Source organism: Pseudomonas sp. NFPP12, from assembly GCF_900103205.1.
GTDB lineage: Bacteria > Pseudomonadota > Gammaproteobacteria > Pseudomonadales > Pseudomonadaceae > Aquipseudomonas > Aquipseudomonas protegens.
Window position 1 is genome coordinate 79,129 of record NZ_FMWW01000002.1, and the last position, 22,725, is coordinate 101,853.

Sequence of the window (22,725 nt, forward strand, 5' to 3'; positions counted from 1 at the left end):
TTTGCCGGAAGCAGTCTGGCCATGGCCCCCCCGGCAATCCGGCAGCTTAGCCGCAGGGAGGCAGGGATTCGTCCGGCACGGTCCGGCTTCCAATTAGCGGGTCGCTGTTTCATGAGCTTTACTGACCCCTGTCGTTTAGATGAGGAAGTGCAGGTCATCACCTTGACCGGCGCCGGGGCCCCACCTGAATACGCAGAGGGCACGGTTTTCCCACTTGAATGCCGACCACGCCTGGGGATGAAGGGACGTGGCTTTTTTCGGTGCCGGGACCAGACGACGGGAAGTCGCAAACATTGCGAACTTCCTCGCGATCTCTCCAGTCAACCGATGTGCCTTAGGTCGAGGGAATTGATCTTATGCGGTTGCAACCTGTAGACAGCCTGTTACTGACTCGCCCCAGCATGGTCGAGTACTTCCTGTTCGGCATCCGTGTGGTTCATGGGCTGACTGCAATCCTTCCCGGGCTATTGCTGATCCTGCTGTCCAACAACAGCCAGGATGCCTTGAAAAGCGACCTGACCCTGCTGGTGTTCTTCGCCCTCATCAGCGTGCTGATCTTCCAGGCCCTGGGGGTGTACGCCGAATCCATCTTCAGCAACCAGCTGCGCTTCCAGCTGACCCTCTTCGCCTGGGCCTCGTCCTTTTGCGTGCTGCTGTTCATGCATCACTCGATGAAGATGTTCAACACCATCGGCAACCCCGAGCTGTTCGGCTGGTTTGCCGGCAGCTTCGTGCTGTTCGGCATCGAGCGCCTGGTGCTGCTGACCCTTTTCCAACAGTTGATGCAGCGCGGCGTGTTCTTGCAGAACGCGGTGATTCTCGGCGCCACGGAAAACGGCCAGCGCCTGGCCGAATACCTGGCCCAGCATCAGGACATCCGCTCCGGAGTGACCGGTTTCATCGACGACCGCATCGGCCGCCTGCCCAAGACCCTGTGCAACCTGCCGCTGCTGGGAAACTCCAGCGACCTGGAGCGGCTGATCCGCGAGGAAAAGGTTACCCAGGTCCTGGTGGCGCTGCCCTGGTCGGCGGAAAACCGCATGGCCTATGTCATCCGCGAGTTGCGAAGGCTGCCGGTGAACGTGCTGCTGGTGCCCGACATGGTGGCCTTCCGGCACGCCCACAACCGCATCACCGAAGTCGCCAACCTGCCGATGTTCAACGCCTCCGAAGTACCGTTGCGGGGCTGGTCGCCGTTCTTCAAGCGCCTGGAAGACATGGTGCTGTCGAGCATCGCCCTGGTGCTGCTGTCGCCGGTGATGCTGCTGGTGGCACTGGCGATCAAGCTGGACTCCAGCGGCCCGGTGCTGTTCAAGCAGAAACGCTACGGCTACAACAACCGGCTGATCGAGGTCTACAAGTTCCGCTCGATGCACCAGCACATGGCCGATGCACATGCCGAAAAGCAGACCACCCGGGGCGACCCGCGCATCACCCGGGTCGGGCGCTTCATTCGCAAGACCAGCCTCGATGAACTACCCCAGCTGTTCAATGTGTTCGGCGGCAGCATGTCCATGGTCGGACCGCGCCCCCATGCCACCGCGACCAAGGCCGCCGGCATTCTCTTCGAAGAGGCGGTCAAGGAGTACACCTCGCGCCACCGGGTCAAGCCGGGGATTACCGGCCTGGCGCAGATCAACGGCTATCGGGGCGAAACCGATACCCTGGAAAAAATCGAGAAACGTGTCGAGTTCGACCTGGAATACATCGAAAACTGGTCGGTCTGGTTCGACCTGTACATTCTCTTCCGCACTGTTCCATCCGTGATCATGACCCGCGAGGCCTTCTGAATGAGCACACTCATTCCCTGCATCATTGCTGGCGGCGCCGGCACCCGCCTGTGGCCGGTATCCCGCGAGGCGATGCCCAAGCCCTTCATGCGCTTGCCAGACGGCGAAAGCCTGCTGCAGAAAACCTTTGTGCGCGCCACCGCGCTCAAGGACGTCGGCCGCCTGTTGACGGTGACCAACCGCGAGGTGTTCTTTCGCACCCTCGACGACTATCGCCTGCTGAACAAGGCCAGGGTGGAGCTGGACTTCATCCTTGAGCCGTTCGGGCGCAACACCGCACCGGCCATCGCTGCCGCCGCCCTGCACGTGAGCCGCCTGTATGGCGATGACGCACAGCTGCTGGTGCTGCCCGCCGACCACCTGATCAAGGATGTGCAGGCTTTCGCCAACGCCGTGGACAGCGCCCGGCAGTTGGCCGAGCAAGGCTGGCTGGTGACCTTTGGCCTGGTACCCACCCACGCCGAGACCGGCTTTGGCTATATCGAGAAAGGCCAGGGCCTGAACAAGGACAGCTTCCAGGTCAGCCGCTTCGTCGAGAAACCCGACGCCGCCACCGCCCAGCGTTATGTCGATGGCGGCCTGCACCTGTGGAACGGCGGGATGTTCTGCATGCGTGCCGACGTGATCCTGCAGGAGCTGCGCGAGTTCGTGCCCGAGGTGGTCAGCGCCGTCGAACACTGCCTGGAGCAGAGCCACCGCAAGGAAGGCAAGCACGAACTGCAGGTGGAGCTGGACGGCGACAGCTTTGCCCAGGCCCCGGACATCTCCATCGACTACGCGGTGATGGAGCGCTCGAAGAAAGTCGCCGTGGTGCCCTGCCAGCTGGGCTGGAGCGACATCGGCTCCTGGCAGGCAGTGCGCGAGCTGACCCCGGCGGACGAACATGGCAACCAGTGCAACGGCGAGACCGTGCTGCACGATGTCAGCAACTGCTATATCGACTCGCGCAAGCGCCTGGTGGGCGGGGTCGGGCTCAACAACCTGATCATCATCGACACTCCGGACGCCCTGCTGGTGGCCGACGGCAACCGCAGCCAGGACGTCAGGCTGATCGCCCAGGAACTCAAGCGCCTGGGCCACGACGCCTACAAGCTGCACCGCACCGTGACCCGCCCCTGGGGCACCTACACCGTGCTCGAGGAAGGGCCGCGCTTCAAGATCAAACGCATCATGGTCAAGCCCAATGCCTCGCTGTCGCTGCAGATGCACCACCACCGCAGCGAACACTGGATCGTGGTCAGCGGCATGGCCCGGGTCACCAATGGTGAGGACGAATTCCTGCTCAATACCAATGAGTCGACCTTCATCAAGCCCGGCCGCACTCACCGCCTGGTCAATCCCGGGGTGATCGACCTGGTGATGATCGAAGTGCAGAGCGGTGAGTACCTCGGCGAAGACGACATTGTGCGCTTCAACGACATTTACGGGCGGGCTCCCGCCGAAGCCGCCAAGACCTGAACTGACGCTCCAAGCAGCAATCTGGCCCGACAGGGAGTTGTGACTATGCACGCCAGGAAGACCGCTCGATGAAAAGACTCCTGCTGATTTCCAGTGTTCTCATGCTCTGCGCCTGCTCCATTCCGGCAAAGGTGGAACTGCCGCCCAGCCAGGACCTGGAGGCCGCCCATCGGGCCGGCGATGCCCTGGCCGGCCAGCCGTTGCCGCCCCAGCGGATTCGCCCGGGGGACACCCTGCGCATCGTCCGCAACACTGGTGAGGCGCCATCGATCTCGGCATTCACCGCCAACTCGATCTACGAACTGACGCTGTTCACCGTGCTCAACGATGGCACCTTCGCCTACCCCTACGCCGGGCAGGTCAAGGCCGCGGGGCTGACTCCGCAGCAACTGACCCAGGTCCTGGAAAACAAGTTGAAGAACATCTATCAGGACTCGGCACTGACCGTGAACATCAACCAGGCACCGGGCAACACCGTGTTCGTCGGCGGCTCGGTACGCAACCCGGCGTCCCTGCCGGTGACCGTGACCACCACCCTGGAGCAGGCCATAGTCGGCGCCGGGGGCCTCTTGAACGTGGGCGACAGCCGCAATATCGCCCTGCTGCGCGAGGGCGAGGACGGCCGCTACAAGACCTATTTCTTCGACTACCGCAAATTCATGATCGCCGGCAACGCCGGCGCCGCCCCGGTGCTGCTGCAACGCGGCGATGTGGTGTTCGTGCCCAAGTCCAGCGTCGGCAACGGCATCGAGTGGGTGGACGTGTACCTCAACCAGTTGATTCCGTTCACCAAGTCGATCGGCATCGGGGCGAGCTACGAAATCAACCGTCAATCCACCAATTGATCGCCAAGGACAGCCCATATGATCAATATCCGTTCCTTTCGCGATTTGCTGCGGTTGTTCTTCATCTTCAAGCGCGAGGTCAAGATCACCGTCCTGGTGACCTTCGTCATCATCCTGCTGGGTGCCTTCCTGCTGCCCAATCGCTTCGAGTCCACCGCCCTGCTGCTGGTCAAGCCGGGGCGCGACACCAGCACCCTGCCGATCGAGATCGCCGATCGCCAGGCTGTGGTGATTCCCAGCGCCCAGCGTGATCCGATCATCGATGAGGAGCGCATCCTCGGCGGCGAACCCATCGCCCGCAAAGTGGCGGAAAAGTACCTCGACGACCTGTCCCGCCAGCCCCAGCCAAGTGGTGCCCTGGCCACCCTCAAGAACGCCGTGAAGGGCGCGGTGGAAGGCATCGTCGACCTGCTGCGCGGGGCCCTGCAACTGGTGGGCCTGGTGGAGAAGCAGACCCCGGTGGAACGCCTGACCGAACGCATGTTGAAAAGCTTCAGCGTGACCCACGCCGCAGGCTCCTCGGTGATGGAAGTGAGCTTTACCTGGAACGACCCCAAAGTGGCCCAGACAGTGGTCAAGAGCTGGATCGAGCAGTACCAGCAGGAACGCGCGCAAACCCTCGGGCGCAAAAGCCTGTACGCCTTCTATGAAACCGAAAGTGGCGCCACCAACCAGCGCATTCTCGGCTACAAGAAGCAGATCGCTGACTACCTGAACCAACTGGGGGCGGTGAGCATCGAGGAGCGCCTGAACGATATCTCGCGCAATCTCAACAACCTCAAGGGCGAACACCTCAATACCACCCGAGCAGTGGCGTCCACTCGCAGCGGCCTGGAGACCATCCAGAAGCAGCTCAACAGCATGAAGAAAGAAATCAGCATCGGCCGCCAGATGAGCCTCAACCCGGACCGCCAGGACCTGCAGCAGCGGATCAACGCCAAGCAGATCGAGCGTCAGGAAATGCTCCGCACCTTCAAGGAAGGCGCCCCTCCGGTTCGCGCCATGGATGCGGCAATCGCCAACCTGCAAGCCTTGCTGAAATCGGAAAGCGGCACTGTGCAACGCAGCGAAAACCTGGCCCCGAACCCAGTCTACACCCGCCTGCAGAACAGCTTCGCCGACCAGCAGGCCAGCCTCAGCCGCCTGCAGACCCAGGCCGCCCAGCAGGAAACCCAGTTGCTCAAGCTCGAACAGGAACGGCGCCAGGCGCTGGCCGTGGAACCTGAACTGGCACGCCTGCAACGGGAACTGAGCGCGGCGGAAAAAAGCTTCGCGCTGTACAGCGACAGCACCGAGAAAGCCCGCATCGACCGCGAGCTGGACCAGAGCCAGATCAGCAACATCGCGGTGATCGAAGAAGCCACCTTCAAACCCAGCCGGGTCTTTCCCAAGAGCCTGAGCATGCTGCTCGCCGCCATCCCCCTGAGCCTGGCGGTGGGCCTACTGGCGCTGTACTTCTTCTATCTGCTGGACCAGCGCATCCATGACGGCGACCAGATCGAGGAGCGCTTCGGGGTCAAGGTCTGGACCAGCCTGCAAGACCTCGACAGCCACCTGCCGCAACGCAACAGCGCCTTCACCGCCAGCCTCTACCGCCTGTACGGCATCCTGCCCCTCAAGCAGGTGGCCCTGCAGGGGCTGGTGATCGGCCTGACCTCGGCACGCCGCGGCGAAGGCGTGAGCTTCGTCACCGCGCACCTGCGCGACCTGCTCCAGGAGCGCGGGCACGTGGTGCGGGTCAATGGCGCACCCAACGCGGTGCCCGGCGAAATCGTCCTGCTGGAAGCCTCGGGCTTCTTCTCCAACCAGGAAGCCTTCGTCAGCCTGCGCGAGGCCGACCTGATCGCCCTGATCGTCGAAGCCGAAACCACCACGGTGCCCGTGCTGCAAAACGCCCTGTCGATTCTCACCACCGCCTTCAAGCGGGTCGACGGCATCATCATCAACCGCCGGCGCTTCGGCATCCCGGAGAACGTGCTGAACTTCCTGGCGCGGATCAGGAGCCCCCACTGATGCACATTGCCCTGCTGGCACCCATGCCTCCCGAGCAGAACGGCATTGCCGACTACGCCGCGCACCTGCGTGCCGCCCTGGAAGGCCTGGGGCTGAAAGTCAGCACGCCGCTGGCCGGGCTGGGCAACGACCCGCAACGCGCCATCGAGCGGGTGGCGCACAGTGACTGGCAGGGGATCGACCTGGTGCACGCCGAGCTGGGCGGTGGCCGGCTGGCGGAGTTTCATGCCCTCAAGGCGTTGCGCGAGCGTTTCCCCAGCCTGCCGCTGAGCGCCACGGTGCACGACCCCGAACGCCTGGTCTGGCGCCGGGCCAGCCTGCCCTGGCCGCTGTCCCTGGCCACGCGGCTGCCCTCACCGCTGCCACAGATCGCCACGGTACTGACCGACCCCTTGTGCCTGCACGAAGAAAAGCAGCTGGCCCGCAGCCTCACCCGGCTGATCACCCTGACCCACGCCGGCGGCGCCTGCCTGCGCCAGCGCATGGGGTTGCGTGCGGAGCAGATGGTGGTGATCCCCCATGGCAACCTGGCCATCCCCGCCCGGCCGCTGCCGCCGCTGACTCCGTTGAGGCTGCTGTATTTCGGCTTCATCTACCGCGGCAAGGGCATCGAGGATCTGCTGGATGCACTGGCCATGGCCTTCGCCCAGCAACCGGCAATGCGCGAGCGCATGCGCCTGACCCTGGCCGGGGGCAGTGAACCGGAAATGGCCTTCGGCAGCGCCGGCAGCTACCTCGACCAGTTGCGCCAGCACATCCAGCGCCTGAACCTGCAGGACAGCATCGACTGGCAACTGGACCTGCCGGCCACGGACATTCCCAAGGTGATCCAGGCCCACCACGTGATGGTCCTGCCCTACCGCGAGTCGAGCAAGCTCAAGCTCCTGGGCACGCTACGGGGGACCAGCGGCGCCCTGTCCTGGGCGGTGGCCTGCGGCCGCGGCGCCATCACCTCCGACGCCCGCTCCTTCGCCGAAGAGGTGGCCCAGGACAACGGCGTGATCTTTCCCCAGGGCAACGTCGCCGCCCTGGCCGCCGAACTCAGCCACTTGTGCGCCAGCCCGGAACGGGTGGAGCGCTGGGCCGAGCACGCTGCGGTGATCGGCTCCCGGCGGGTCTGGAGCCATACCGCCGAGCGCTTTGCCCGGGTGTTCAGCGATGCCTGTGGAGGCCCGGCCCATGCCTATGCGACGTAGCTCGGCGATTGCCCTGCTGGTGCTCGCCTGCCTGTCCTGGAACGCCCTGGCGGATACCACCCTGCGCGCGCCGCGAGCGGTGGTGTGGAAGGATTTTCTCGGGGTCAACGCGCAGTTCCAGTACTTCACCCCCGGCGTCTACCAGAAGCAGATGGACCGGCTCGATGCCCTGGGCCTGAGCTGGGTCCGCCTGGCCATTCACTGGGCCATGATCGAACCCAGCGAGAATGACCTGCAGCTGGACACCCTGGACGCCGCGATGAACGCCATGCAGGGCCGCCAGTACCGGGTCCTGGCCTACATGGTGGGTTCGGCGCCCTTCGCCGCCAACGTGCCCAGCGGCTCGCCCCCTTCCGACCAGTACCCGCCCAAGGACTTCAACGTCTTCGCCCAGCGCATGAAAATGCTCGCCCAGCGTTATCCCCAGGTGAACACCTGGCAGGTGTGGAACGAACCCAACATCGTCTGGCTGCCCAAGGAAGACCCCGACGCCTACGACCAGTTGCTCACGACCACCACCAGCGCCATTCGCGCGGCGATTCCCGACAAGCCTGTAGCGACCGCGGGCATGGCCTACTACAGCCAGATGCGCAGCACCCCGGGGCTGATGCTCGAAGACCTGCTGCAACAGGGCCTGGGCACGGAAAACCTGATTGCCGCCTACCACCCCTATTCCGAGCTCCCGGAAGGCGACGATGCCGCGGCCCAGGATTTCCTCGTACGCGGCAACTTCCTCAACAACGCGCTGCACAGCCAGGGCGTGCAACAGGTCTGGGCCACCGAGTGGGGCTGGTCGAGCTACACCAGCGGAGCCCGGGAAATGCAGGCGATGATCGGCGTCAACGGCCAGGCCGACTACACCCTGCGCCGCCTGGCCCTGATGGCGGCCATGGACTACCAGCGGATCTTCCTGTTCAACCTCAGCGACCTGGATGCCCGCGCCAGCAACCGCGACCAGTCCTACGGGCTGGTGGACCTGGCCGGCGAACCCAAGCCGGTCTACAACGCCCTCAAATATTTTCTCGACACCACCGGGCCGAGCCTGGCCCCGGCTGATCCCCCCGGCCTGAGCAACGCCCCGAGCGACTTGTACAGCATCGCCTGGACCCGGCCCGACGGCTCCCACGTCTGGATGTTCTGGAGCGCCAGCGGCGCCAGCCTGCAGGTTCCCGGGCTCAACGCGGCCACGCTGCATGATCCGCTGACCGGCACCCGCACCGAGCTGAGCGGGCAAGCGGGCCTGAGCGTGCCGTTGAAAACCAGCCTTCAACTGTTGGTGTGGTGAGCATGAAAATCCTCTGGACCCTGCCCTACCTGCCCTGGCCCGCCACCAGCGGCGGCAAGACCCGGCAATACCACCTGCTGCGGGCCCTGGCCGCCCGCGGGCACCGCATCACCTTGCTGGTGCAATCGAAAACCCCGTTGGACGACGCCACCCGCGCGGCCCTGGAGCCCTGGCTGGAACGCCTGATCGTGCTGCCGCGGCGGCCGTTGCGCAGCCTCAAGACCCTGTTCTCGGTGCTGTTCGCGCCCTACCCCATGCTGGCCGACGTCAACGGCTTGGCCGTGCCGCTGCAACAGCGTTTTCGCGAGCTGTTGGAGGAACCCTGGGACGTGATCCAGATCGAGCACAGCTACAGCTTCCAGCCCTTCGAACAGCCGCTCAAGCAATTGCAGCGCCCGTTCATCCTCACCGAACACAACGTCGAGTCGGCCCTCGGTGCCGCCAGCTACGACCGCCTGCCGGCCTGGTCGAAACCCTTTACCCGTTACGACCAATGGCGCTATCGGCGCTGGGAACGCCGGGTGTTCCAGCAGGCGGCCCGGGTCATCGCGGTGACCGAACAGGACGCCCTGACCCTGGCCCGGCTGAGTGGCAAACCGGCCGCGGTGGTGGTCAACGGCGTGGACTGCGGGCACTACGCCGCGGTGCAACCGGACCTTGGCAGCCAGCGCCTGCTGTTTATCGGCAACTACGAATACAGCCCCAACCTGGATGCGGTGCAATGGGCCCTGGAAGAGATACTGCCGCGCCTGTGGGCCATCAACCCCGAGGTGCACTTCGCTATCTGCGGCTACGCCCTGCCGAACAGTTTCCGCCAGCGCTGGACCGACCCGCGCATCGAGTGGCAGGGTTTTGTCCCCGACCTGCGGGACCTGCAACGGCGCTCGGCGCTGTTCTTCGCCCCGCTGCGCCAGGGCGGCGGCTCCAAGCTCAAGGTCCTGGAGGCCATGGCCGCCGGCCTGCCGGTAGTCACCACGGCCCAGGGCAGCTCCGGGCTGCAGGTGGAGAACGGCCAGCATTACCTGGGCAGCGAAGATCCCGGGGCCCTGGCGCAGATTCTCGCCCAGGCCCTGGCCGATCCCGAGCGCCTGCAACGCATCGGCGCCGCCGGGCGCGACTACGTGCTGGCCCACCATGACTGGAGCGCCGCGGCGGCCCAGCTGGAAGCGGTCTATCACCAACTCCCCTCTGACAAAGAAGAAGTGTCCGTATGCGCATAGGTCTGGATTACCGCCCCGCCGCGGGCTACAGCAACAGTGGTATCGGCCGGCAGAACCTGGCACTGGAAGACGCCCTGCGCGCCAATCCGCAGGTCAGCCTGCAATTGTTCGGCGTCGCCCCGGAAGACCATCCGCTGCGCCGCCGGGTGCATTGCCCCAGGTGGGGCGCACCACTGCAGGGGGTGCATCGCCTGCCGAACCGGCTGCGCTTCGAGGGCGGTTTTCTGCCCGAGGCCCTGCGTGAGGCCGAGGTGGAGCTGTACATCTGCAACTTCAACATGGGCCTGCCCCTGGGCAGGAAACCTAAGAACCTGCGCTATGTATTGCAACTGCATGACCTGTTCCAACTGACCCTGACCAACAGCCACGGATCGCGGCTCAAGGAGCGGGTCTATGGCCTCACCGACAAGCTCTCCATCGGCCATTCGGTAAAGCAGGCGGACCGCATCTGGACACCTTCGCAGTACACCGCCGACGAACTGGTGAAGCTCTTTCCCCAGGCCCGGGACAAGGTCCGGGTGCTGCCCAACCTGGTTACCGGTTTCCAGGGCGAACCCGCCGACATCCGCGACCTGCAACTGCCCGAGCGCTACTGGCTGGCGGTGGGCACCCGCGAGCCGCGCAAGAACATTCCCTGGTTCGTCGCCGCCTGGCAGGCCGCGCGCCAGCAATCCCCGGACGTACCGGAACTGGTGCTGATCGGCGCACCGGAACACCTGCCCAGCGAGCTGCGCGCCGTGCATGGCCTGCACTTTCTCAACGACCTCAGCGACAGCCAGTTGCATGGGGTGTACCGCCAGGCCCAGCGCCTGTGGCAGCCCTCCTACGCCGAGGGCTTCGGCCTGCCGGTGATCGAGGCCCTGAGTGTCGGCACTCCGGTGGCGGTGGCCAGCGGCTCGGCCCTGGACGAGATCACCCCGGCGGGCAGCCCGCGCTTCTCGCCCACCGACAGCGCCGCGCTGAGCCAGTTGATGGTGCAACTGGCCAGCGCCCCGCCGGAAGACCCCGCCCCCCTCAAGGCCTGGGCGGCCGGCTACGCCGAGGATGCCTATCGCCAGCGCTTCAATGAATTGCTCGAGGAGCTCAAGTAATGCCCATCGCCCTGCCGCTGGCGCTGATCTTCGGCCTGGTTTTCGGCGTGCTGATCTGGTTGCTGCCAGCGCTCAAGGTGCTGGTGCTGATGGTCGGCATCGCAGCGGCGGTGACCGTGGTCCGCCAGCCCATGCGCGGGCTGTTGCTGTTCGCGGTACTGGCGACCTTCCTGCCCTATTCGACGGTGCAGATCGGCCTGCGCACCACCGTCTCCGAAGCCCTGCTGCTGTTGGTCTGGGCCAGCATCCTGGCCCAGGGGCTGTTCTCCAACCTGCCCCGGCCGCCCAGGCTGCTGCGTACCGAGAAGCTGCTGCTGGCCCTGATGGCCTTCAGTGCCCTGCCCTTCATCATCGGCCAGGTGACGGTGAACGCCGATGGCAATGGCCCCGTGAACTGGGTCCGCTGGTTGCTCAACCTCTCGGCGCTGTTTCTGGTGCGGCGCCTGTTGCAGCAAGCCAAGGCCCGGGAGCAACTGGTCTGTGGCCTGTTGCTGGGGACCCTGCTGCTCCTGCTGCTGTCGATCCCGGTGTTTCTGAAGAACGGCAGCGCCACGGCCATGACCCCGATCCTCGAAAAGCTCGGCTACGGCGGCATCGCGGTACTGGGCGACAGCCTCAGCGCCCTGGCCAATCGCATGGGCTCGCCGTGGATGCACCCCAACGTCACCGGCGGCGCCATGGCCCTGCTGCTGCCCCTGGCCTTCTGTTTCGGCCTGACCCGCAGCGGCTGGCAGCGTAACCTCGGCCTGGCGGTGGCCTTGCTGGGGGCCGCCGGGTTGCTGCTCTCCGGTTCTCGCGGAGCCTTGCTCAGCCTGCTGATCGTGCTGATCTGGATGGCCCGCCAGCGGGTGCCCTACACCGGGCGCATGCTGATGGGTGGCTTCGTTCTGGGGGCCTTGCTGCTGATGTCCTATCCGCCCTTGCAGGACCGCCTGCTGACCCTGTTCACCTCCAACGATGCCAGCACCAGCGTGCGGGTCGACGAGTACTCGCACTTCCCCGCCGCCATGGCGATGTTCCCCTTCGGCATTGGCTTCAAGGTCGACCCACCCGTGCCCGGCACCGGCCTGTGGGGGATTTCCAACCTGTGGCTGAACTACATCTACAAGATCGGCGTGCCCGGCATGCTGCTGTTCGTCGCGGTGATCTGGAGCTGGTGGCGGGAAACCCGGGTTCCCGGGGTGGCCATCCAGTTGAATCGGGACAACGCCCTCTGGCTGGGCAGCGGCGCCGGCCTCAGCGCCGCACTGATCAGCGGCCTGTTCGACCATTACTTCAGCTTCACCCAGGTGTTGATCGCCCTGTTCTGGCTGCTGCTGGGCCTGAACCTGCATGAAGCCAGACGCCTGCGACTCAAGGCCGGCGCTGCGGCGCCCAGGGTTACTCCAGACTCCCCACCCTCAGGAATCCAGCCATGAAACATCGCCTCTTCCACTCGCAGAACCTGAAACAGGCCTTGCCTGACTATGCGCAGAAAATGGGGGTGAGCCTTGCAGAACTGGAGGCGGCCTATCAGTGGATGCTGGAGAACGACGTCGTGTTCGAGCAACCGCTCAAGGGCAACGTGCTGACCTACATCAGCTACCTGAACATCGAATCGAAGATCGAGCCGCCCCTGCCCCGGCGTTTCTACAAACTGCTGGGCCACGAACTCAAGGGGGCGCTGATTCCCATGTACGGAATCAACTGGCCGACCCTGCGCGACCGCATGCTGCGGGTCTGGGAGCAGATCTACAACATCCTCATCTGCAAGATCCCCAGCCACACCCTGCGCCTGTTCTGGCTGCGCCTTGGCGGCGCGAAGATCGGCAAGGGCTCCACGGTGTGGCGCAATACCGAGGTGCTGGGTGTCGACAGCCTGCGCATCGGCCAGGACAGTACCGTGGCCTGGCACTGCCAGTTGGACGCCCGGGGCGGGCTGATCATTGGCGACCATGTGACCATAGCCTCCCATGTGCTGATCATCGCCGGTGGCCACGACCTCAAGGAGCCGGAATTCTGGGCCATCGGCGGGCCGATCTACATCCATGACTACGCCTGGATCGCCAGCCGCGCCCTGCTGTCGTTTGGCGCCGAAATCGGCGAAGGCGCGGTGGTCGGCGGGCAGACCGTGGTGTCCAAGCCGGTACCGCCCTACGCCATCGTCAGCGGGCCGGACGCGGCGATCAAGGGCGAGCGCTGCCGCAACCTCAACTACAAAGTGGGCGGCAAAGGCCTGTTCACTTTGTTCCACTAAGCCCGGCCCATGTTCGGCGCGACGCTGTGGTTGACCCTGGCCACCCTGACCGGGCTGGCCGCCGGCTTTGCCCGGGAATGGCTGCTGGTGGCGGCCTGGGGCGCCAGTGGCCAGAGCGATGGTTTCCTGGTGGCGATGTTCCTGCCCGAGGCCCTGCGCATGGCCCTGGCTGCGGGCCTGCTGAGCGCCGCCGCGCTGCCGCTGTACCAGCAGCGCTCGGCCGGGGAGCAACAGGCCTGGCTCAGTGCCCTGGCCCCCCGCCTGTTGCTGTGTGGCCTGCTGCTGGCGTTGCTGCTGAGCCTCGGCGCGCCGCTATGGGTACGCCTGATCGGCCCCGGCCTGGGCAGCGACGGTTATGCCCTGGCCAGCGGCGGCCTGCACTGGCTGGCCTGGTGCGCGCCGGGGTTCATTCTCCACGGCCTGTTCTGCGTCCCTCTGCAGGCTCGCGCCCGCTTTGTCCTGGCGGGCCTGGGCTCGCTGCTGTTCAACCTGCCGCCAGTGATCTACCTGGCAAGCCTGCACCATGCCGCCACCCCCACCGGGCTGGCCGCGGCCTGTGTGCTCGGCAGCCTGCTGATGCCAACGGTGCTGTTGCCGAGCCTGCTGCGCGATGGCTGGCAGCCCTGGCGCATGCAGGCCGCGCCCGGGGCCGGGCGCGAGTTGCTGCAACGCATCGGCCCGCTGCTGAGCAGCAACCTCGCCAGCCAGGGCCTGGCCCTGCTGGAGCGCATGGCGGCCTCATTGCTGGGTGAAGGGGCGGTTACCTGGATCAACCTGGCACGCAAGCTGATCAACCTGCCGCTGATCGCCCTGATGAGCCTCAATCAGGTGCTGCTCGGGCTGATGAGCGGCAGCTCCGGCGAACAACGCCTGGACCTGCTGCGCAAAGGCCTGAGCAGCGCCACCCTGCTGACCATTCCTGCGGTGGTCGGGCTGATTGGCGCCGCCGCCGCGCTGGTGCACCTGCTGCTGCCCGATCAAGCGGCGGACAGCCCCTTGCCGGAGCTCTTGGCCTGGTTCTCGGTACCGCTGATGTTCGGCGCCTGGAACGCCCTGCTGGCGCGCTACGCCTATGCCGCCGGCGACACCCGCATGCCGCTCAACTGCGAACTGGCCGGCAGCCTGCTCAATGCCCTGCTGCTGGCGGCGCTGCCGTATTTCCTCGGTTTGATCGGCATCGCCCTGGCGGCGATCTGCGGGGTGATCCTCACCGGCCTGCTGCTGATGCGCCGCCAGCAGTTGCTGGGGCTGGTGCCTTGGCGCAGTCATTGGCTGATCGGCCTGGGTGGCATGGCCCTGGCGGCGCTGTTCCTGCATCCGCTGACCTCGATCTGGTGGCAACTGGGCCTGAGCAGCGCCTGCGGCCTGCTGCTGTTGCTGATCCTCGCGGCCTGGCTGCGGCCCTGGCGCCAGAACCTGACCTGAACCGGAGGCTTGGACAATGTCGACACTGCGCGTGGCCTGTGTGATTCCCACCTACAACGGATGCCAGGACCTGGCGCGGCTGCTGGATTCCCTGGAAATCCAGAGCGCGCCCTTCGATACCCTGATCGTCGACTCCAGCTCCAGCGACGGCACCTACGAGCTGGCGCTGGCACGCTGTGCCAATGTGCTGCGCATCGACAGCCGCGACTTCAACCACGGCGGCACCCGGCAACTGATGGTGGAGCGCAACGCCGACTACGACCTCTATGTGTTCATGACCCAGGACGCCTACCTGGAGGATGCCGAAGGTCTCGCCCGCATCGTCGCGCCCTTCGCCGACCCGCAAGTGGGAGCCGTGTGCGGTCGCCAGTTGCCGCACCTCGATGCCAGCCCCCTGGCCAGCCATGCGCGGTTGTTCAACTATCCGCCGACTTCCCAGGTGAAAAGCCTGGCCGATGTGCCGGCACTGGGGATCAAGACCGCCTTCATGTCCAACTCGTTTTCCGCCTACCGGCGCGAGGCGCTGATGCAGGTCGGCGGCTTTCCCAACCACGTGATCCTGTCCGAAGACATGTATGTGGGCGCGAAGATGCTGCTGGCCGGCTGGAAGGTTGCCTATGAAGGCAGCGCCTGCTGCCGCCACTCCCATAACTACAGCCTCAAGGAAGAGTTCCGCCGCTACTTCGACATTGGCGTATTCCATGCCCGGGAACCCTGGATCCGCCAGGCCTTCGGTGGCGCCGGTGGCGAAGGCCTGCGCTACGTCCAGTCCGAACTGCGCTTCCTCGGCCCCGGGCGCCTGGGGCAGTGGCCCGGGTCGCTGCTGCGCAACGCGGTGAAGCTCTTCGCCTACAAACTCAGCCAGCAGGAGCGCTACCTGCCCCTGGGCCTGAAAAGAAAGCTCGGCATGTACAAGCGCTATTGGGACAGCCCCTATGCCTGAACCGAGCCCCCAGGCCTAAAGTGAATTTTCTGACCGAAGAAAGAGAATCACCTGAATTGACCCTGCGGGGCCAATCAGTGACTGTGCATGTCAGGCACTGACGCCTCATACAAGGAAGTGCACCGTCATGAAAGACAAGGAGTTTTATCCGCAAGCGCGATCACCGCTCAAGCATCTGCAGGACCAGCCCTGGGTGGCCGCCCGCTCCCCCCGGGAGCTGGACCTGCCTCTTTCCTCGCAGCCGCTGCCGCGTCATTGTCGGCACCTGTCGTGGCTCAAGCGCCTGGCCAGGGCGGTACTGGCCGCTGCACTGCTGGCGGGCCTGGTGACCTGGGGTTTGCACAGCCGCTTCGGCCTGTTGCTGCTGTTGCTGCTGCGTTAAACCGCTCGGCGCGGGCCGGTGGCAGCCGGGCCCGCGCTGCCGGGGTCAATCCAGCACTTCACTCAGGGGAATGAAGTTGACCCGATCGCCCTGCACCAGGGTCCGCCCTTCAAGCACCTCCACCAGCCCTTCGGCCCAGGCCGCACTGCGCAACACGCCCGAGCTCTGGTTGCGGTAGATAATCGCCTGCCCATTCTCCAGGCGCCCCCGCAGGTACTCGCGGCGATTACCGGGCTGGGGCCAGGCAAAACCCGCCGGCACCTGGAAGCTCAGGGGCTGCACCTGCCGCACGCCCTGGCGACGCAACAGGTAGGGGCGCGCCAGCAGGGCGAAGGTCACCAGGGTCGATGCCGGATTGCCGGGCAGGCCGATCACCGGCACACCGCGAAAATGGCCGAAGGTCAACGGCTTGCCGGGCTTGATCGCCAGCTTCCACAGGGCCAGCTCGCCCTCTTCACGCAGGGCGATGCCCAGGAAGTCCGCCTCTCCCACCGAAACACCACCGGTGGACAGGATCAGGTCGACCTCCCCCAGTTCCGCCAGGCGCTGGCGGGTCGCGGCCAGATCGTCAGGGAGGATTCCCGCATCCAGCACCTCACAGCCCAGGCGCTGCAACCAACTGCACAGCACCACCCGGTTACTGTTGTAGATCTGGCCCGGCCCCAGGGGCTGGCCAGGTTCCACCAATTCGTCACCGGTGGACAGCACCGCCACCCGGACCCGGCGCACCACTTCAAGCTCGGCGCACCCCAGGGAGGCAGCCAGGCCTTGCTCGATCGGCCCCAGGCGAGTGCCAGCCGCGAGCACCTGCTCGCCCACCGTAGTTTCCTGGCCCTGAGGGCGAATGTTCTGACCCAGTTGCAGAGGTTCGCTAAACAGCACGCGCTGATCGTCCTGGACCTGGGCGTTTTCCTGCATCTCGACGCAGTCCGCCCCGGCCGGCACCGGCGCACCGGTGAAAATCCGCGCGCAGGTCCCGGGCTGCAGTGGCTCAGGCGCCTGACCGGCAAAGATCCGCTGACTGACCGGCAGGGGTTCCCCCCGCCAGTCCTCCAGGCGCAGGGCGTAACCGTCCATGGCGCTGTTAGGCCAGGGAGGCAGGTCCAGGCTGGATATCAGCGCCTCGGCCAGCACCCGGCCCTGAGTCGCCGCCAACGGCAAGCGCTCACGCTCGAGGATGGGGGCCGAACCGGCCATCGCCAACAGGCGCTCCAATGCCTCTTCCACCGGCATCAGCGCGCCCTGCTTGCCCGGCTTACCCGCGGGATTCACAGGGTGCCGCCTGTTTCAGGTGAGGAACGAAATTGCACGGCCGGTGCCGCGAATCCAGCTGTTCGGCGAGGATGCCGTCCCAGCCGGTGCGCACCGCATTGGTGGAACCCGGCAGGCAGCACACCAGGGTGCCATTGGCCAGCCCTGCCAGTGCCCGGGACTGCACAGTGGAGGTGCCGATATCGGCGACCGATATCTGCCGGAACAGTTCGCCAAAGCCGTCGACCTGCTTGTCCAGCAGGCAGGCCACGGCTTCCGGGGTGCTGTCACGGCCAGTGAAGCCGGTACCGCCGGTGATCAGCACCACCTGCACCACGTCGTCGGCAATCCAGGTCGCGACCTGGGCGCGGATCTTGTACAGATCGTCCTTGAGCAGCACCCGTGCCGCCAGACGATGGCCGGCGGCGCCCAGGCGCTCGACAAAGACCTGCCCGGAGGTGTCGGTTTCCAGGGTGCGGGTATCACTGACAGTCAGTACCGCAATGTTCAGCGGCGCAAAAGGTACATCAGCCTTGGCTTTCATAGGCTCGATCCAAAGGTAGGAGAAACAGCCCGTTGTTATATCACAGCGCTCCGGCCTGCCGCCGCTGTGGCCTCGGCAATAGCCCCCAGTGGGTAGACGCTGTTGCGAACTCGGCTAATCTGCCGCGGCGAACGCCTGCGATCTGCCCGGCAACGTGGCAGAATGTCCCTGGCCAAGGAACTTGCAGACGTTGTATACGTCTGAAGACCAGCACTCAAAAGTACTCATTTCGGAGACACACAATGACTCAACGGACCCTCGCCACTCTCATGCTCGCACTGGGCCTGGCCACTCTCGCCGGTTGCGCCTCGCCGACAGTGATCACCTTGAATGACGGTCGCGAAATCCAGGCCGTCGATACCCCTAAATACGACAAGGATTCCGGTTTCTACGAGTTTGAACAGCTGGACGGCAAGCAGACTCGCATCAACAAGGATCAGGTCCGTACCGTCAAAGAGCTGTAAGCCTGACGGTTGTCGACCTGAAAACAATAGAACCCGCCTGGTGCGGGTTTTATTGTTTCTGCGCCTGGGTATTCACCACTGCAGGCTGATGCGGCTCTCGAACTCGCGTTCCTGCCCGCTCAACGGGTCGATGAAACGCAGCCCCTGGGCCAGCAGCTTCAGCGGCCGGGCATAGTCGTCCTCGATGTCCTTGAGCACCTCGGGATAAAAGGGATCGTTGCAGATCGCCGCTCCCAGGGCATTCATATGCACCCGCAGTTGGTGCTTCTTGCCCGTGACCGGGTACAGGGCGTAACGCCACAGCTCGCCGTGTTTCTCCCTGACCTCGATGGCTGTTTCGGTATTGCTTGGCCCCTGCGCTTCTTGCATGCGGAAGAAGGGCTCACCGTCCACCAGCCGGCTCTTGTGCAGCAGCGGAAAGTTCAACTGCGGCAAGGCAGCGGCAATCGCCTCGTAGCGTTTTTCTATCTTGCGGGTGGGAAACAGCGCCTGATAGGCCGAGCGACTGTCTGGGTTCGCGGAGAACAGCACCAGCCCAGCCGTATGCCGGTCTATACGATGCAGGGGCACCAGGTGCGGGTTGCCCAGGCGCCGGATCAAGCGCCGCAGCAACGTCTGCTCGACGTACTCTCCTGCCGGGGTCACCGGCAAAAAGTGCGGCTTGTCCGCCACCACCAGATGCTCATCGGCGTAGAGGATGGTTTCCTCGACCGGAATCACCTTTTCATCCGGCACCTCGCGAAAGTAGTGAATCCTCAAGCCTTCGCGATAGGCCAGCTCCAGACTGATGGGCTGGCCCTGCCCGTCCAGCACCCGGCCACGGGCGATACGGTCCAGCCACTGTTCGCGACTGATGGCCTTGAAGTGATCACACAGGCAATCCAGCACCGTCGCCCAGGAGCCCGGGGGCAGGTACAGGGTACTGGCCTGATGCTGTGCAGCGGAAAAAGGTGCGGATGACATACAAAAAGCTCGAAGGATCAATGCAGGGCGGCATTATCCAACAGCCGCCACAAGGAACCTAGGAACAGTTTCCGAGGTTTCAGGCGCAGGACTGCTTGGCCTGGGCCGCGGCCTCGGTGAACTCCTTGAGCCAGCGCAATACATCCACCGCCTCCCAGCGGCCCGGATCGTAGAGGGCGTACAACAGCCCCTGGTAACCCACCACATCCAGTTGCCGGTGGTAGCCCGCACGCTGGAACAAGGCTTCGATCTCGGCAAAGCAGGTGTTGAAGTGCAGCTTGTTGAAAGGCGTCTTGCCTTCGGTGACCAACCCGTCCAGGCGCAGCTCAAGCACCGCTTCACGCACCACATCGGTGGACATGCTGTTCACGCTGTTTTTCAGTTGTTCGACATTGACCATCATCTATTCCTTTAACGGTTTGAAGCGTCCACCACACTCATCAGGGCTGCTTGCGCCCCACATAACTGACCACCCACAACACCACGCCCCAGATCTCGATCGAGCCCAGGTCATCCAGAACGATGGAGGGGATTGAAGGGCGCGCCGCCTTGAGCAGCAAGCCGCCACGAGGATCGGGCGCCAGCAGGCGCAGCGAGTATTCGCTGGCGCCCTGGGCCCGAACCACCAGGTACTGGTCGACCGCCGGAGTGGCCGAGCGGTCGACGATCAACCGGTCACCAGGGTAGATGCCGAACCCCAGCAGGTTGTCATCGTCCACCAGCAGGCCATGGATCTGCGGCGCGCCCAGGCCCAGGGTCCGGTCGAGGGAAAAACCGCTGCCGCTGGGACCATCGGCCAACGCCGCAGGCTCGCTGTCACCCAGCGGCGCAAAGCGGGCTGGCATCGGTTGCGAGCGTTCGGTACCGGTCAGGAAAGTGAGAGACATGGCGAGACTCCTCGATAGCTGTATATGCATACAGTAAACCAATCGAGAGCTCTCGCCAATGAATTCGCACGATGAGCGACGGGCGGAAACCCTGCCCACCCCCCTGGTGCATCAGCGCAGGAAGGCCACCACTTGCTCGGCGTCGAAGGGCCAGCCCAGCTCGGCGCCAGTATCCACCCGGCGCAGTACCGGGATGCGCAGGCCGTAGCTGTCGAACAGTTGCTGGCTGTCGGCGATATCCACCAGTTCGACCATCAGGCCGTGTTCCACCAGGGGCATCAGCTCGGCCTCGGCCAGTTCGCACAGGTGGCATCCAAGGGTGCCGAACAATTGGCATTCAGGGGGCATGGCTGGGCAACCAAAAAAGAACAGGTGCCTATTCTAGGCCCGAGAGAAAAAGCCGTCGACCAGGCGCCCTCAGAGAATGAAACGGACCCGGCGACTGGCCATGATCAACAGCGGCGCAACGCCAAAGGCCAGCAGCAGGACCAGCCCGGCCATGCCGTTGCCATAGGCCATGCCCAGGGACAAGGCGCCGAAGATGAACCAGGGATGCACGTAATACACCGCCGAAGACAGCTTGGCCGCGAAGTTGCTCCGGGAGGCCCGGAAGTACACCTGGGGCAACAGGAACAGGGCCGGAGCAATAACCAGCAACGAGGCGAGGAAGTCGAAATTCTGCTCTACATCGGCGCGCAGGGCGAAGTTCAGCGCCGCCTCGGCCAGGATCAGCCCCAACCCCAGCACTAGCCAGCAGCACACCCCGCGCCGGCTGAGCCGCTCTGCCAAGCAATGCCGGGCACAAAGAAAGCCGATGGCCATGAACGGGAAGCCCATGAACAGGAAATTGCGCGCGGTGTAGTCGTTCTGATTGAAGTGCTGGAGAAAGCCGTTGGGCAGTTCGTAGTAGACCCGCGCGTACTGCAGGCCCAGACCGATGAGGAACGCCGTCAGGGCCAGGCCGATCAGCGCACTTGAACGCCAGCGACGCAGCACCAGCAGCATCGCTGCGCCGCCGAGCATGCCCACCAGGTACCAGAGGTGGAAATAGCCGATCAGCAGCTTCTTCACGACCCCCAGCACCCCGCCCAGGCTGGCGATCGTGCTCGGGTCGATGTACTGCGGGCTGTAGACCAGCATCCAGAACAGGTAGAGCAGAAGGCCGCGCTTGAACCACTGGGCGAAGGAGTGGCCGCTCTCCAGGGTCTGGAAGAGGTAGTAGCCGTTGATGATGAAGAACGTCGGCACCGCCACCCGGAACAGGCCGTTGCACAGCAAGTAGCCGACCCAGGTGTAATTGCCCCCCAGCAGCTTGCAGTGCAGCGCCACCACCATCACCGCCAGCAGGACTTTCAGCGCGTCGAGGTTTGCGTTGAGCACTTTCGGCATCGATGGCTACCCGAGTAAGCAGGAAGGGCCGGACGACTACACCGGATCGTAGTGTTTGCGACGGGGGGCGGTACTGAACCGGCGCTTGCAGTAGGCCGTGGCACGATCGAGGATCGGCTTTTCATAAAAGTGATAGCCAACCCAGCCATAGCAGACCACCGCCGTCATCATCAGCACGATGAAGGCCAGGTTATCCACATAGCTCTCGGGCCAGGCGCCGATCACCTGCCAGGCCCGGCCGACGACCCCCAGCACCAGTAAGTGGGATAGATAGATGGTGTAGGACATATCACCGGTGGCTGTAAGAAACCCTGGCATACGGATCAGTTGCCGCCGCTCCAGCAAGGCCAGGGACAGGGTCAGGGTACCGAAGGTCAGGCCCACCGCGAGCATCCTCGGCAAGCCCTCGGTGAAGAACAGCTGGTACGCGTAGATCAGCGGAAACCCCACCAGCAGAGCCGCCGCCAGCGCGACCCAGACCAGCGCCGTCGGCACCCTGGCGCTATGGGGCCCGTAGAAGAACAGCGCCAGGGCACTGCCGGCAATGAATTCCAGGGCGTAGGGATGGAGGATGATCTTCAGCGCCGGGGAATAGTCCTGCCAGTTCTGCAGCAGGTTGAACAGCACCAGCGCCACCGCCCACAGCAGCAGGATCAGCGGCAGGCGCTTTTCCTTGAAGAACAGGAACAGGGTGAACATCAGGTAGAACCACAGTTCGAACAGCAGCGACCAGGCCACCATCACCAGCAGCACCCGGTCATTGGGCAGCAGCAGGAAGGACATCCACAGGTTGGAGCCGCCGTGGGAGCTGTTCACCAGCGCCGGCTGCCACAGATACACCCCCAGGGTGATGAAGAAATACAGCCAGTAGGTGGGGTAAATCCGGGACAGGCGGTTGAACAGGAAGCGCTGGGTCTCGACGGTTTTCTGAAAGCGCCCACGACTGACGATGACCATCACGAAGCCGCTGATGACAAAGAACAGGTCGACCCCGAGCTGGAAGAAATTCAGCATGACCGGCAGCAGGATGTCACCGCCCGAATACTTGATTTCCACCGACATCATGTGGAACAGCACCACGCCCAACACCGCGGCGCCCCGCAACCCTTGCAGTGAATACAGACGCTCCATACACCTCTCCGACACCTCACTGGCAGGGTCCTGTGGATAACCCCGTCACCCGGGCACCGCCTTTATCGACAGTTTCTGAGCATAGCGAAGGCTCATGAATATGAGACATTCTCGACAAACAATGACCTGAATCAGCGTCACTCTCTGCCGCCCGGGTAATCCTCGCGCCTTTTTTGCCTCTAGGCTTGCCTTGCCCGCCCCCCTGTCCGGAG

General features: G+C 64.5%; 22 protein-coding genes. 14 read left to right on the plus strand and 8 right to left on the minus strand.

Annotation, left to right across the window (positions count from 1 at the left end):
* Window positions 1-356: 356 nt before the first annotated feature.
* The 13 genes from BLS75_RS07885 (at window position 357) to BLS75_RS07945 (ending at window position 15,884) form a co-directional block, all read left to right on the plus strand.
* On the plus strand, window positions 357-1,790 hold the full coding sequence (locus BLS75_RS07885; protein WP_072450600.1) for an undecaprenyl-phosphate glucose phosphotransferase: 1,434 nt from the start codon (window positions 357-359) through the stop codon (window positions 1,788-1,790).
* Complete coding sequence (locus BLS75_RS07890) at window positions 1,791-3,248, plus strand: mannose-1-phosphate guanylyltransferase/mannose-6-phosphate isomerase (protein ID WP_015636503.1); 1,458 nt, start codon at window positions 1,791-1,793, stop codon at window positions 3,246-3,248.
* A gap of 68 nt (window positions 3,249-3,316) precedes the next feature.
* Complete coding sequence (locus tag BLS75_RS07895; protein WP_072450601.1) at window positions 3,317-4,093, plus strand: polysaccharide biosynthesis/export family protein; 777 nt, start codon at window positions 3,317-3,319, stop codon at window positions 4,091-4,093.
* A gap of 18 nt (window positions 4,094-4,111) precedes the next feature.
* The gene (locus BLS75_RS07900; protein WP_072442890.1) at window positions 4,112-6,106 is read left to right on the plus strand and encodes a lipopolysaccharide biosynthesis protein; all 1,995 of its coding nucleotides are present in this window, start codon (window positions 4,112-4,114) and stop codon (window positions 6,104-6,106) included.
* On the plus strand, window positions 6,106-7,302 hold the full coding sequence (locus tag BLS75_RS07905; protein ID WP_072450602.1) for a glycosyltransferase: 1,197 nt from the start codon (window positions 6,106-6,108) through the stop codon (window positions 7,300-7,302). Before BLS75_RS07900 ends, BLS75_RS07905 begins: the two co-directional genes overlap by 1 nt.
* Window positions 7,292-8,587, plus strand: a complete 1,296-nt coding sequence (locus tag BLS75_RS07910; protein WP_065365491.1) for a cellulase family glycosylhydrolase — start codon at window positions 7,292-7,294, stop codon at window positions 8,585-8,587. Before BLS75_RS07905 ends, BLS75_RS07910 begins: the two co-directional genes overlap by 11 nt.
* 2 nt (window positions 8,588-8,589) lie before the next feature.
* On the plus strand, window positions 8,590-9,807 hold the full coding sequence (locus tag BLS75_RS07915; RefSeq protein ID WP_072450603.1) for a glycosyltransferase family 4 protein: 1,218 nt from the start codon (window positions 8,590-8,592) through the stop codon (window positions 9,805-9,807).
* Window positions 9,798-10,898 carry a glycosyltransferase family 4 protein gene (locus tag BLS75_RS07920; RefSeq protein WP_065365489.1) on the plus strand — a complete coding sequence of 367 codons (1,101 nt, stop codon included), beginning with the start codon at window positions 9,798-9,800 and terminating at the stop codon, window positions 10,896-10,898. The genes BLS75_RS07915 and BLS75_RS07920 overlap by 10 nt, the downstream gene beginning before the upstream one ends.
* Window positions 10,898-12,316 carry an O-antigen ligase family protein gene (locus BLS75_RS07925; protein WP_015636509.1) on the plus strand — a complete coding sequence of 473 codons (1,419 nt, stop codon included), beginning with the start codon at window positions 10,898-10,900 and terminating at the stop codon, window positions 12,314-12,316. The genes BLS75_RS07920 and BLS75_RS07925 overlap by 1 nt, the downstream gene beginning before the upstream one ends.
* The gene (locus BLS75_RS07930; protein WP_072450604.1) at window positions 12,313-13,134 is read left to right on the plus strand and encodes an acyltransferase; all 822 of its coding nucleotides are present in this window, start codon (window positions 12,313-12,315) and stop codon (window positions 13,132-13,134) included. The genes BLS75_RS07925 and BLS75_RS07930 overlap by 4 nt, the downstream gene beginning before the upstream one ends.
* A gap of 9 nt (window positions 13,135-13,143) precedes the next feature.
* Window positions 13,144-14,559 (plus strand): lipid II flippase MurJ, encoded by a 1,416-nt coding sequence (locus tag BLS75_RS07935; protein WP_072450605.1) that lies wholly within the window; start codon window positions 13,144-13,146, stop codon window positions 14,557-14,559.
* Window positions 14,560-14,575: 16 nt separating this feature from the next.
* Window positions 14,576-15,502 carry a glycosyltransferase family 2 protein gene (locus BLS75_RS07940; protein ID WP_011062494.1) on the plus strand — a complete coding sequence of 309 codons (927 nt, stop codon included), beginning with the start codon at window positions 14,576-14,578 and terminating at the stop codon, window positions 15,500-15,502.
* A gap of 127 nt (window positions 15,503-15,629) precedes the next feature.
* On the plus strand, window positions 15,630-15,884 hold the full coding sequence (locus tag BLS75_RS07945; RefSeq protein ID WP_072450606.1) for a hypothetical protein: 255 nt from the start codon (window positions 15,630-15,632) through the stop codon (window positions 15,882-15,884).
* Window positions 15,885-15,929: 45 nt separating this feature from the next.
* Here the strand turns inward: BLS75_RS07945 and glp are convergent, their stop codons facing one another.
* Window positions 15,930-17,117, minus strand: coding sequence for a molybdopterin molybdotransferase MoeA (gene glp, locus BLS75_RS07950; RefSeq protein ID WP_176876739.1), 1,188 nt, complete (start codon window positions 17,115-17,117; stop codon window positions 15,930-15,932).
* A 22-nt stretch (window positions 17,118-17,139) separates the two neighbouring features.
* Window positions 17,140-17,679 (minus strand): molybdenum cofactor biosynthesis protein B, encoded by a 540-nt coding sequence (gene moaB / locus BLS75_RS07955; RefSeq protein WP_015636514.1) that lies wholly within the window; start codon window positions 17,677-17,679, stop codon window positions 17,140-17,142.
* A gap of 242 nt (window positions 17,680-17,921) precedes the next feature.
* Between moaB and BLS75_RS07960 the strand changes: the two genes are divergently transcribed.
* Window positions 17,922-18,143, plus strand: a complete 222-nt coding sequence (locus tag BLS75_RS07960; RefSeq protein WP_015636515.1) for a YgdI/YgdR family lipoprotein — start codon at window positions 17,922-17,924, stop codon at window positions 18,141-18,143.
* Between the two features lie 72 nt (window positions 18,144-18,215).
* Here BLS75_RS07960 and BLS75_RS07965 read toward each other — a convergent pair whose 3' ends face one another.
* The 6 genes from BLS75_RS07965 to BLS75_RS07990 all read right to left on the minus strand — a co-directional run bounded on the left by BLS75_RS07965 (window position 18,216) and on the right by BLS75_RS07990 (window position 22,513).
* A complete protein-coding gene (locus BLS75_RS07965; protein WP_041119365.1) occupies window positions 18,216-19,106 on the minus strand; it encodes a pseudouridine synthase in 891 nt (296 codons plus the stop codon).
* A gap of 79 nt (window positions 19,107-19,185) precedes the next feature.
* The gene (locus BLS75_RS07970) at window positions 19,186-19,506 is read right to left on the minus strand and encodes a hypothetical protein (RefSeq protein ID WP_025127223.1); all 321 of its coding nucleotides are present in this window, start codon (window positions 19,504-19,506) and stop codon (window positions 19,186-19,188) included.
* A 40-nt stretch (window positions 19,507-19,546) separates the two neighbouring features.
* Window positions 19,547-19,993, minus strand: a complete 447-nt coding sequence (locus tag BLS75_RS07975) for a S24 family peptidase (RefSeq protein WP_011062500.1) — start codon at window positions 19,991-19,993, stop codon at window positions 19,547-19,549.
* Between the two features lie 111 nt (window positions 19,994-20,104).
* Window positions 20,105-20,341, minus strand: coding sequence for a glutaredoxin family protein (locus BLS75_RS07980; RefSeq protein WP_011062501.1), 237 nt, complete (start codon window positions 20,339-20,341; stop codon window positions 20,105-20,107).
* 69 nt (window positions 20,342-20,410) lie between these two features.
* Window positions 20,411-21,382 (minus strand): acyltransferase family protein, encoded by a 972-nt coding sequence (locus BLS75_RS07985; RefSeq protein ID WP_072450608.1) that lies wholly within the window; start codon window positions 21,380-21,382, stop codon window positions 20,411-20,413.
* Between the two features lie 36 nt (window positions 21,383-21,418).
* Complete coding sequence (locus BLS75_RS07990) at window positions 21,419-22,513, minus strand: acyltransferase family protein (RefSeq protein ID WP_015636519.1); 1,095 nt, start codon at window positions 22,511-22,513, stop codon at window positions 21,419-21,421.
* Window positions 22,514-22,725: the final 212 nt, after the last annotated feature.

What these genes read in the sequence shown, in the direction of transcription:
- BLS75_RS07885 (WP_072450600.1), top strand. Translation starts at nt 357, where the DNA reads ATGCGGTTGCAACCTGTAGACAGCCTGTTACTGACTCGCCCCAGCATG.
- BLS75_RS07890 (WP_015636503.1), top strand. Translation starts at nt 1,791, where the DNA reads ATGAGCACACTCATTCCCTGCATCATTGCTGGCGGCGCCGGCACCCGC.
- BLS75_RS07895 (WP_072450601.1), top strand. Translation starts at nt 3,317, where the DNA reads ATGAAAAGACTCCTGCTGATTTCCAGTGTTCTCATGCTCTGCGCCTGC.
- BLS75_RS07900 (WP_072442890.1), top strand. Translation starts at nt 4,112, where the DNA reads ATGATCAATATCCGTTCCTTTCGCGATTTGCTGCGGTTGTTCTTCATC.
- BLS75_RS07905 (WP_072450602.1), top strand. Translation starts at nt 6,106, where the DNA reads ATGCACATTGCCCTGCTGGCACCCATGCCTCCCGAGCAGAACGGCATT.
- BLS75_RS07910 (WP_065365491.1), top strand. Translation starts at nt 7,292, where the DNA reads ATGCGACGTAGCTCGGCGATTGCCCTGCTGGTGCTCGCCTGCCTGTCC.
- BLS75_RS07915 (WP_072450603.1), top strand. Translation starts at nt 8,590, where the DNA reads ATGAAAATCCTCTGGACCCTGCCCTACCTGCCCTGGCCCGCCACCAGC.
- BLS75_RS07920 (WP_065365489.1), top strand. Translation starts at nt 9,798, where the DNA reads ATGCGCATAGGTCTGGATTACCGCCCCGCCGCGGGCTACAGCAACAGT.
- BLS75_RS07925 (WP_015636509.1), top strand. Translation starts at nt 10,898, where the DNA reads ATGCCCATCGCCCTGCCGCTGGCGCTGATCTTCGGCCTGGTTTTCGGC.
- BLS75_RS07930 (WP_072450604.1), top strand. Translation starts at nt 12,313, where the DNA reads ATGAAACATCGCCTCTTCCACTCGCAGAACCTGAAACAGGCCTTGCCT.
- BLS75_RS07935 (WP_072450605.1), top strand. Translation starts at nt 13,144, where the DNA reads ATGTTCGGCGCGACGCTGTGGTTGACCCTGGCCACCCTGACCGGGCTG.
- BLS75_RS07940 (WP_011062494.1), top strand. Translation starts at nt 14,576, where the DNA reads ATGTCGACACTGCGCGTGGCCTGTGTGATTCCCACCTACAACGGATGC.
- BLS75_RS07945 (WP_072450606.1), top strand. Translation starts at nt 15,630, where the DNA reads ATGAAAGACAAGGAGTTTTATCCGCAAGCGCGATCACCGCTCAAGCAT.
- glp (WP_176876739.1), bottom strand. Translation starts at nt 17,117, where the DNA reads ATGCCGGTGGAAGAGGCATTGGAGCGCCTGTTGGCGATGGCCGGTTCG.
- moaB (WP_015636514.1), bottom strand. Translation starts at nt 17,679, where the DNA reads ATGAAAGCCAAGGCTGATGTACCTTTTGCGCCGCTGAACATTGCGGTA.
- BLS75_RS07960 (WP_015636515.1), top strand. Translation starts at nt 17,922, where the DNA reads ATGACTCAACGGACCCTCGCCACTCTCATGCTCGCACTGGGCCTGGCC.
- BLS75_RS07965 (WP_041119365.1), bottom strand. Translation starts at nt 19,106, where the DNA reads ATGTCATCCGCACCTTTTTCCGCTGCACAGCATCAGGCCAGTACCCTG.
- BLS75_RS07970 (WP_025127223.1), bottom strand. Translation starts at nt 19,506, where the DNA reads ATGGTCAATGTCGAACAACTGAAAAACAGCGTGAACAGCATGTCCACC.
- BLS75_RS07975 (WP_011062500.1), bottom strand. Translation starts at nt 19,993, where the DNA reads ATGTCTCTCACTTTCCTGACCGGTACCGAACGCTCGCAACCGATGCCA.
- BLS75_RS07980 (WP_011062501.1), bottom strand. Translation starts at nt 20,341, where the DNA reads ATGCCCCCTGAATGCCAATTGTTCGGCACCCTTGGATGCCACCTGTGC.
- BLS75_RS07985 (WP_072450608.1), bottom strand. Translation starts at nt 21,382, where the DNA reads ATGCCGAAAGTGCTCAACGCAAACCTCGACGCGCTGAAAGTCCTGCTG.
- BLS75_RS07990 (WP_015636519.1), bottom strand. Translation starts at nt 22,513, where the DNA reads ATGGAGCGTCTGTATTCACTGCAAGGGTTGCGGGGCGCCGCGGTGTTG.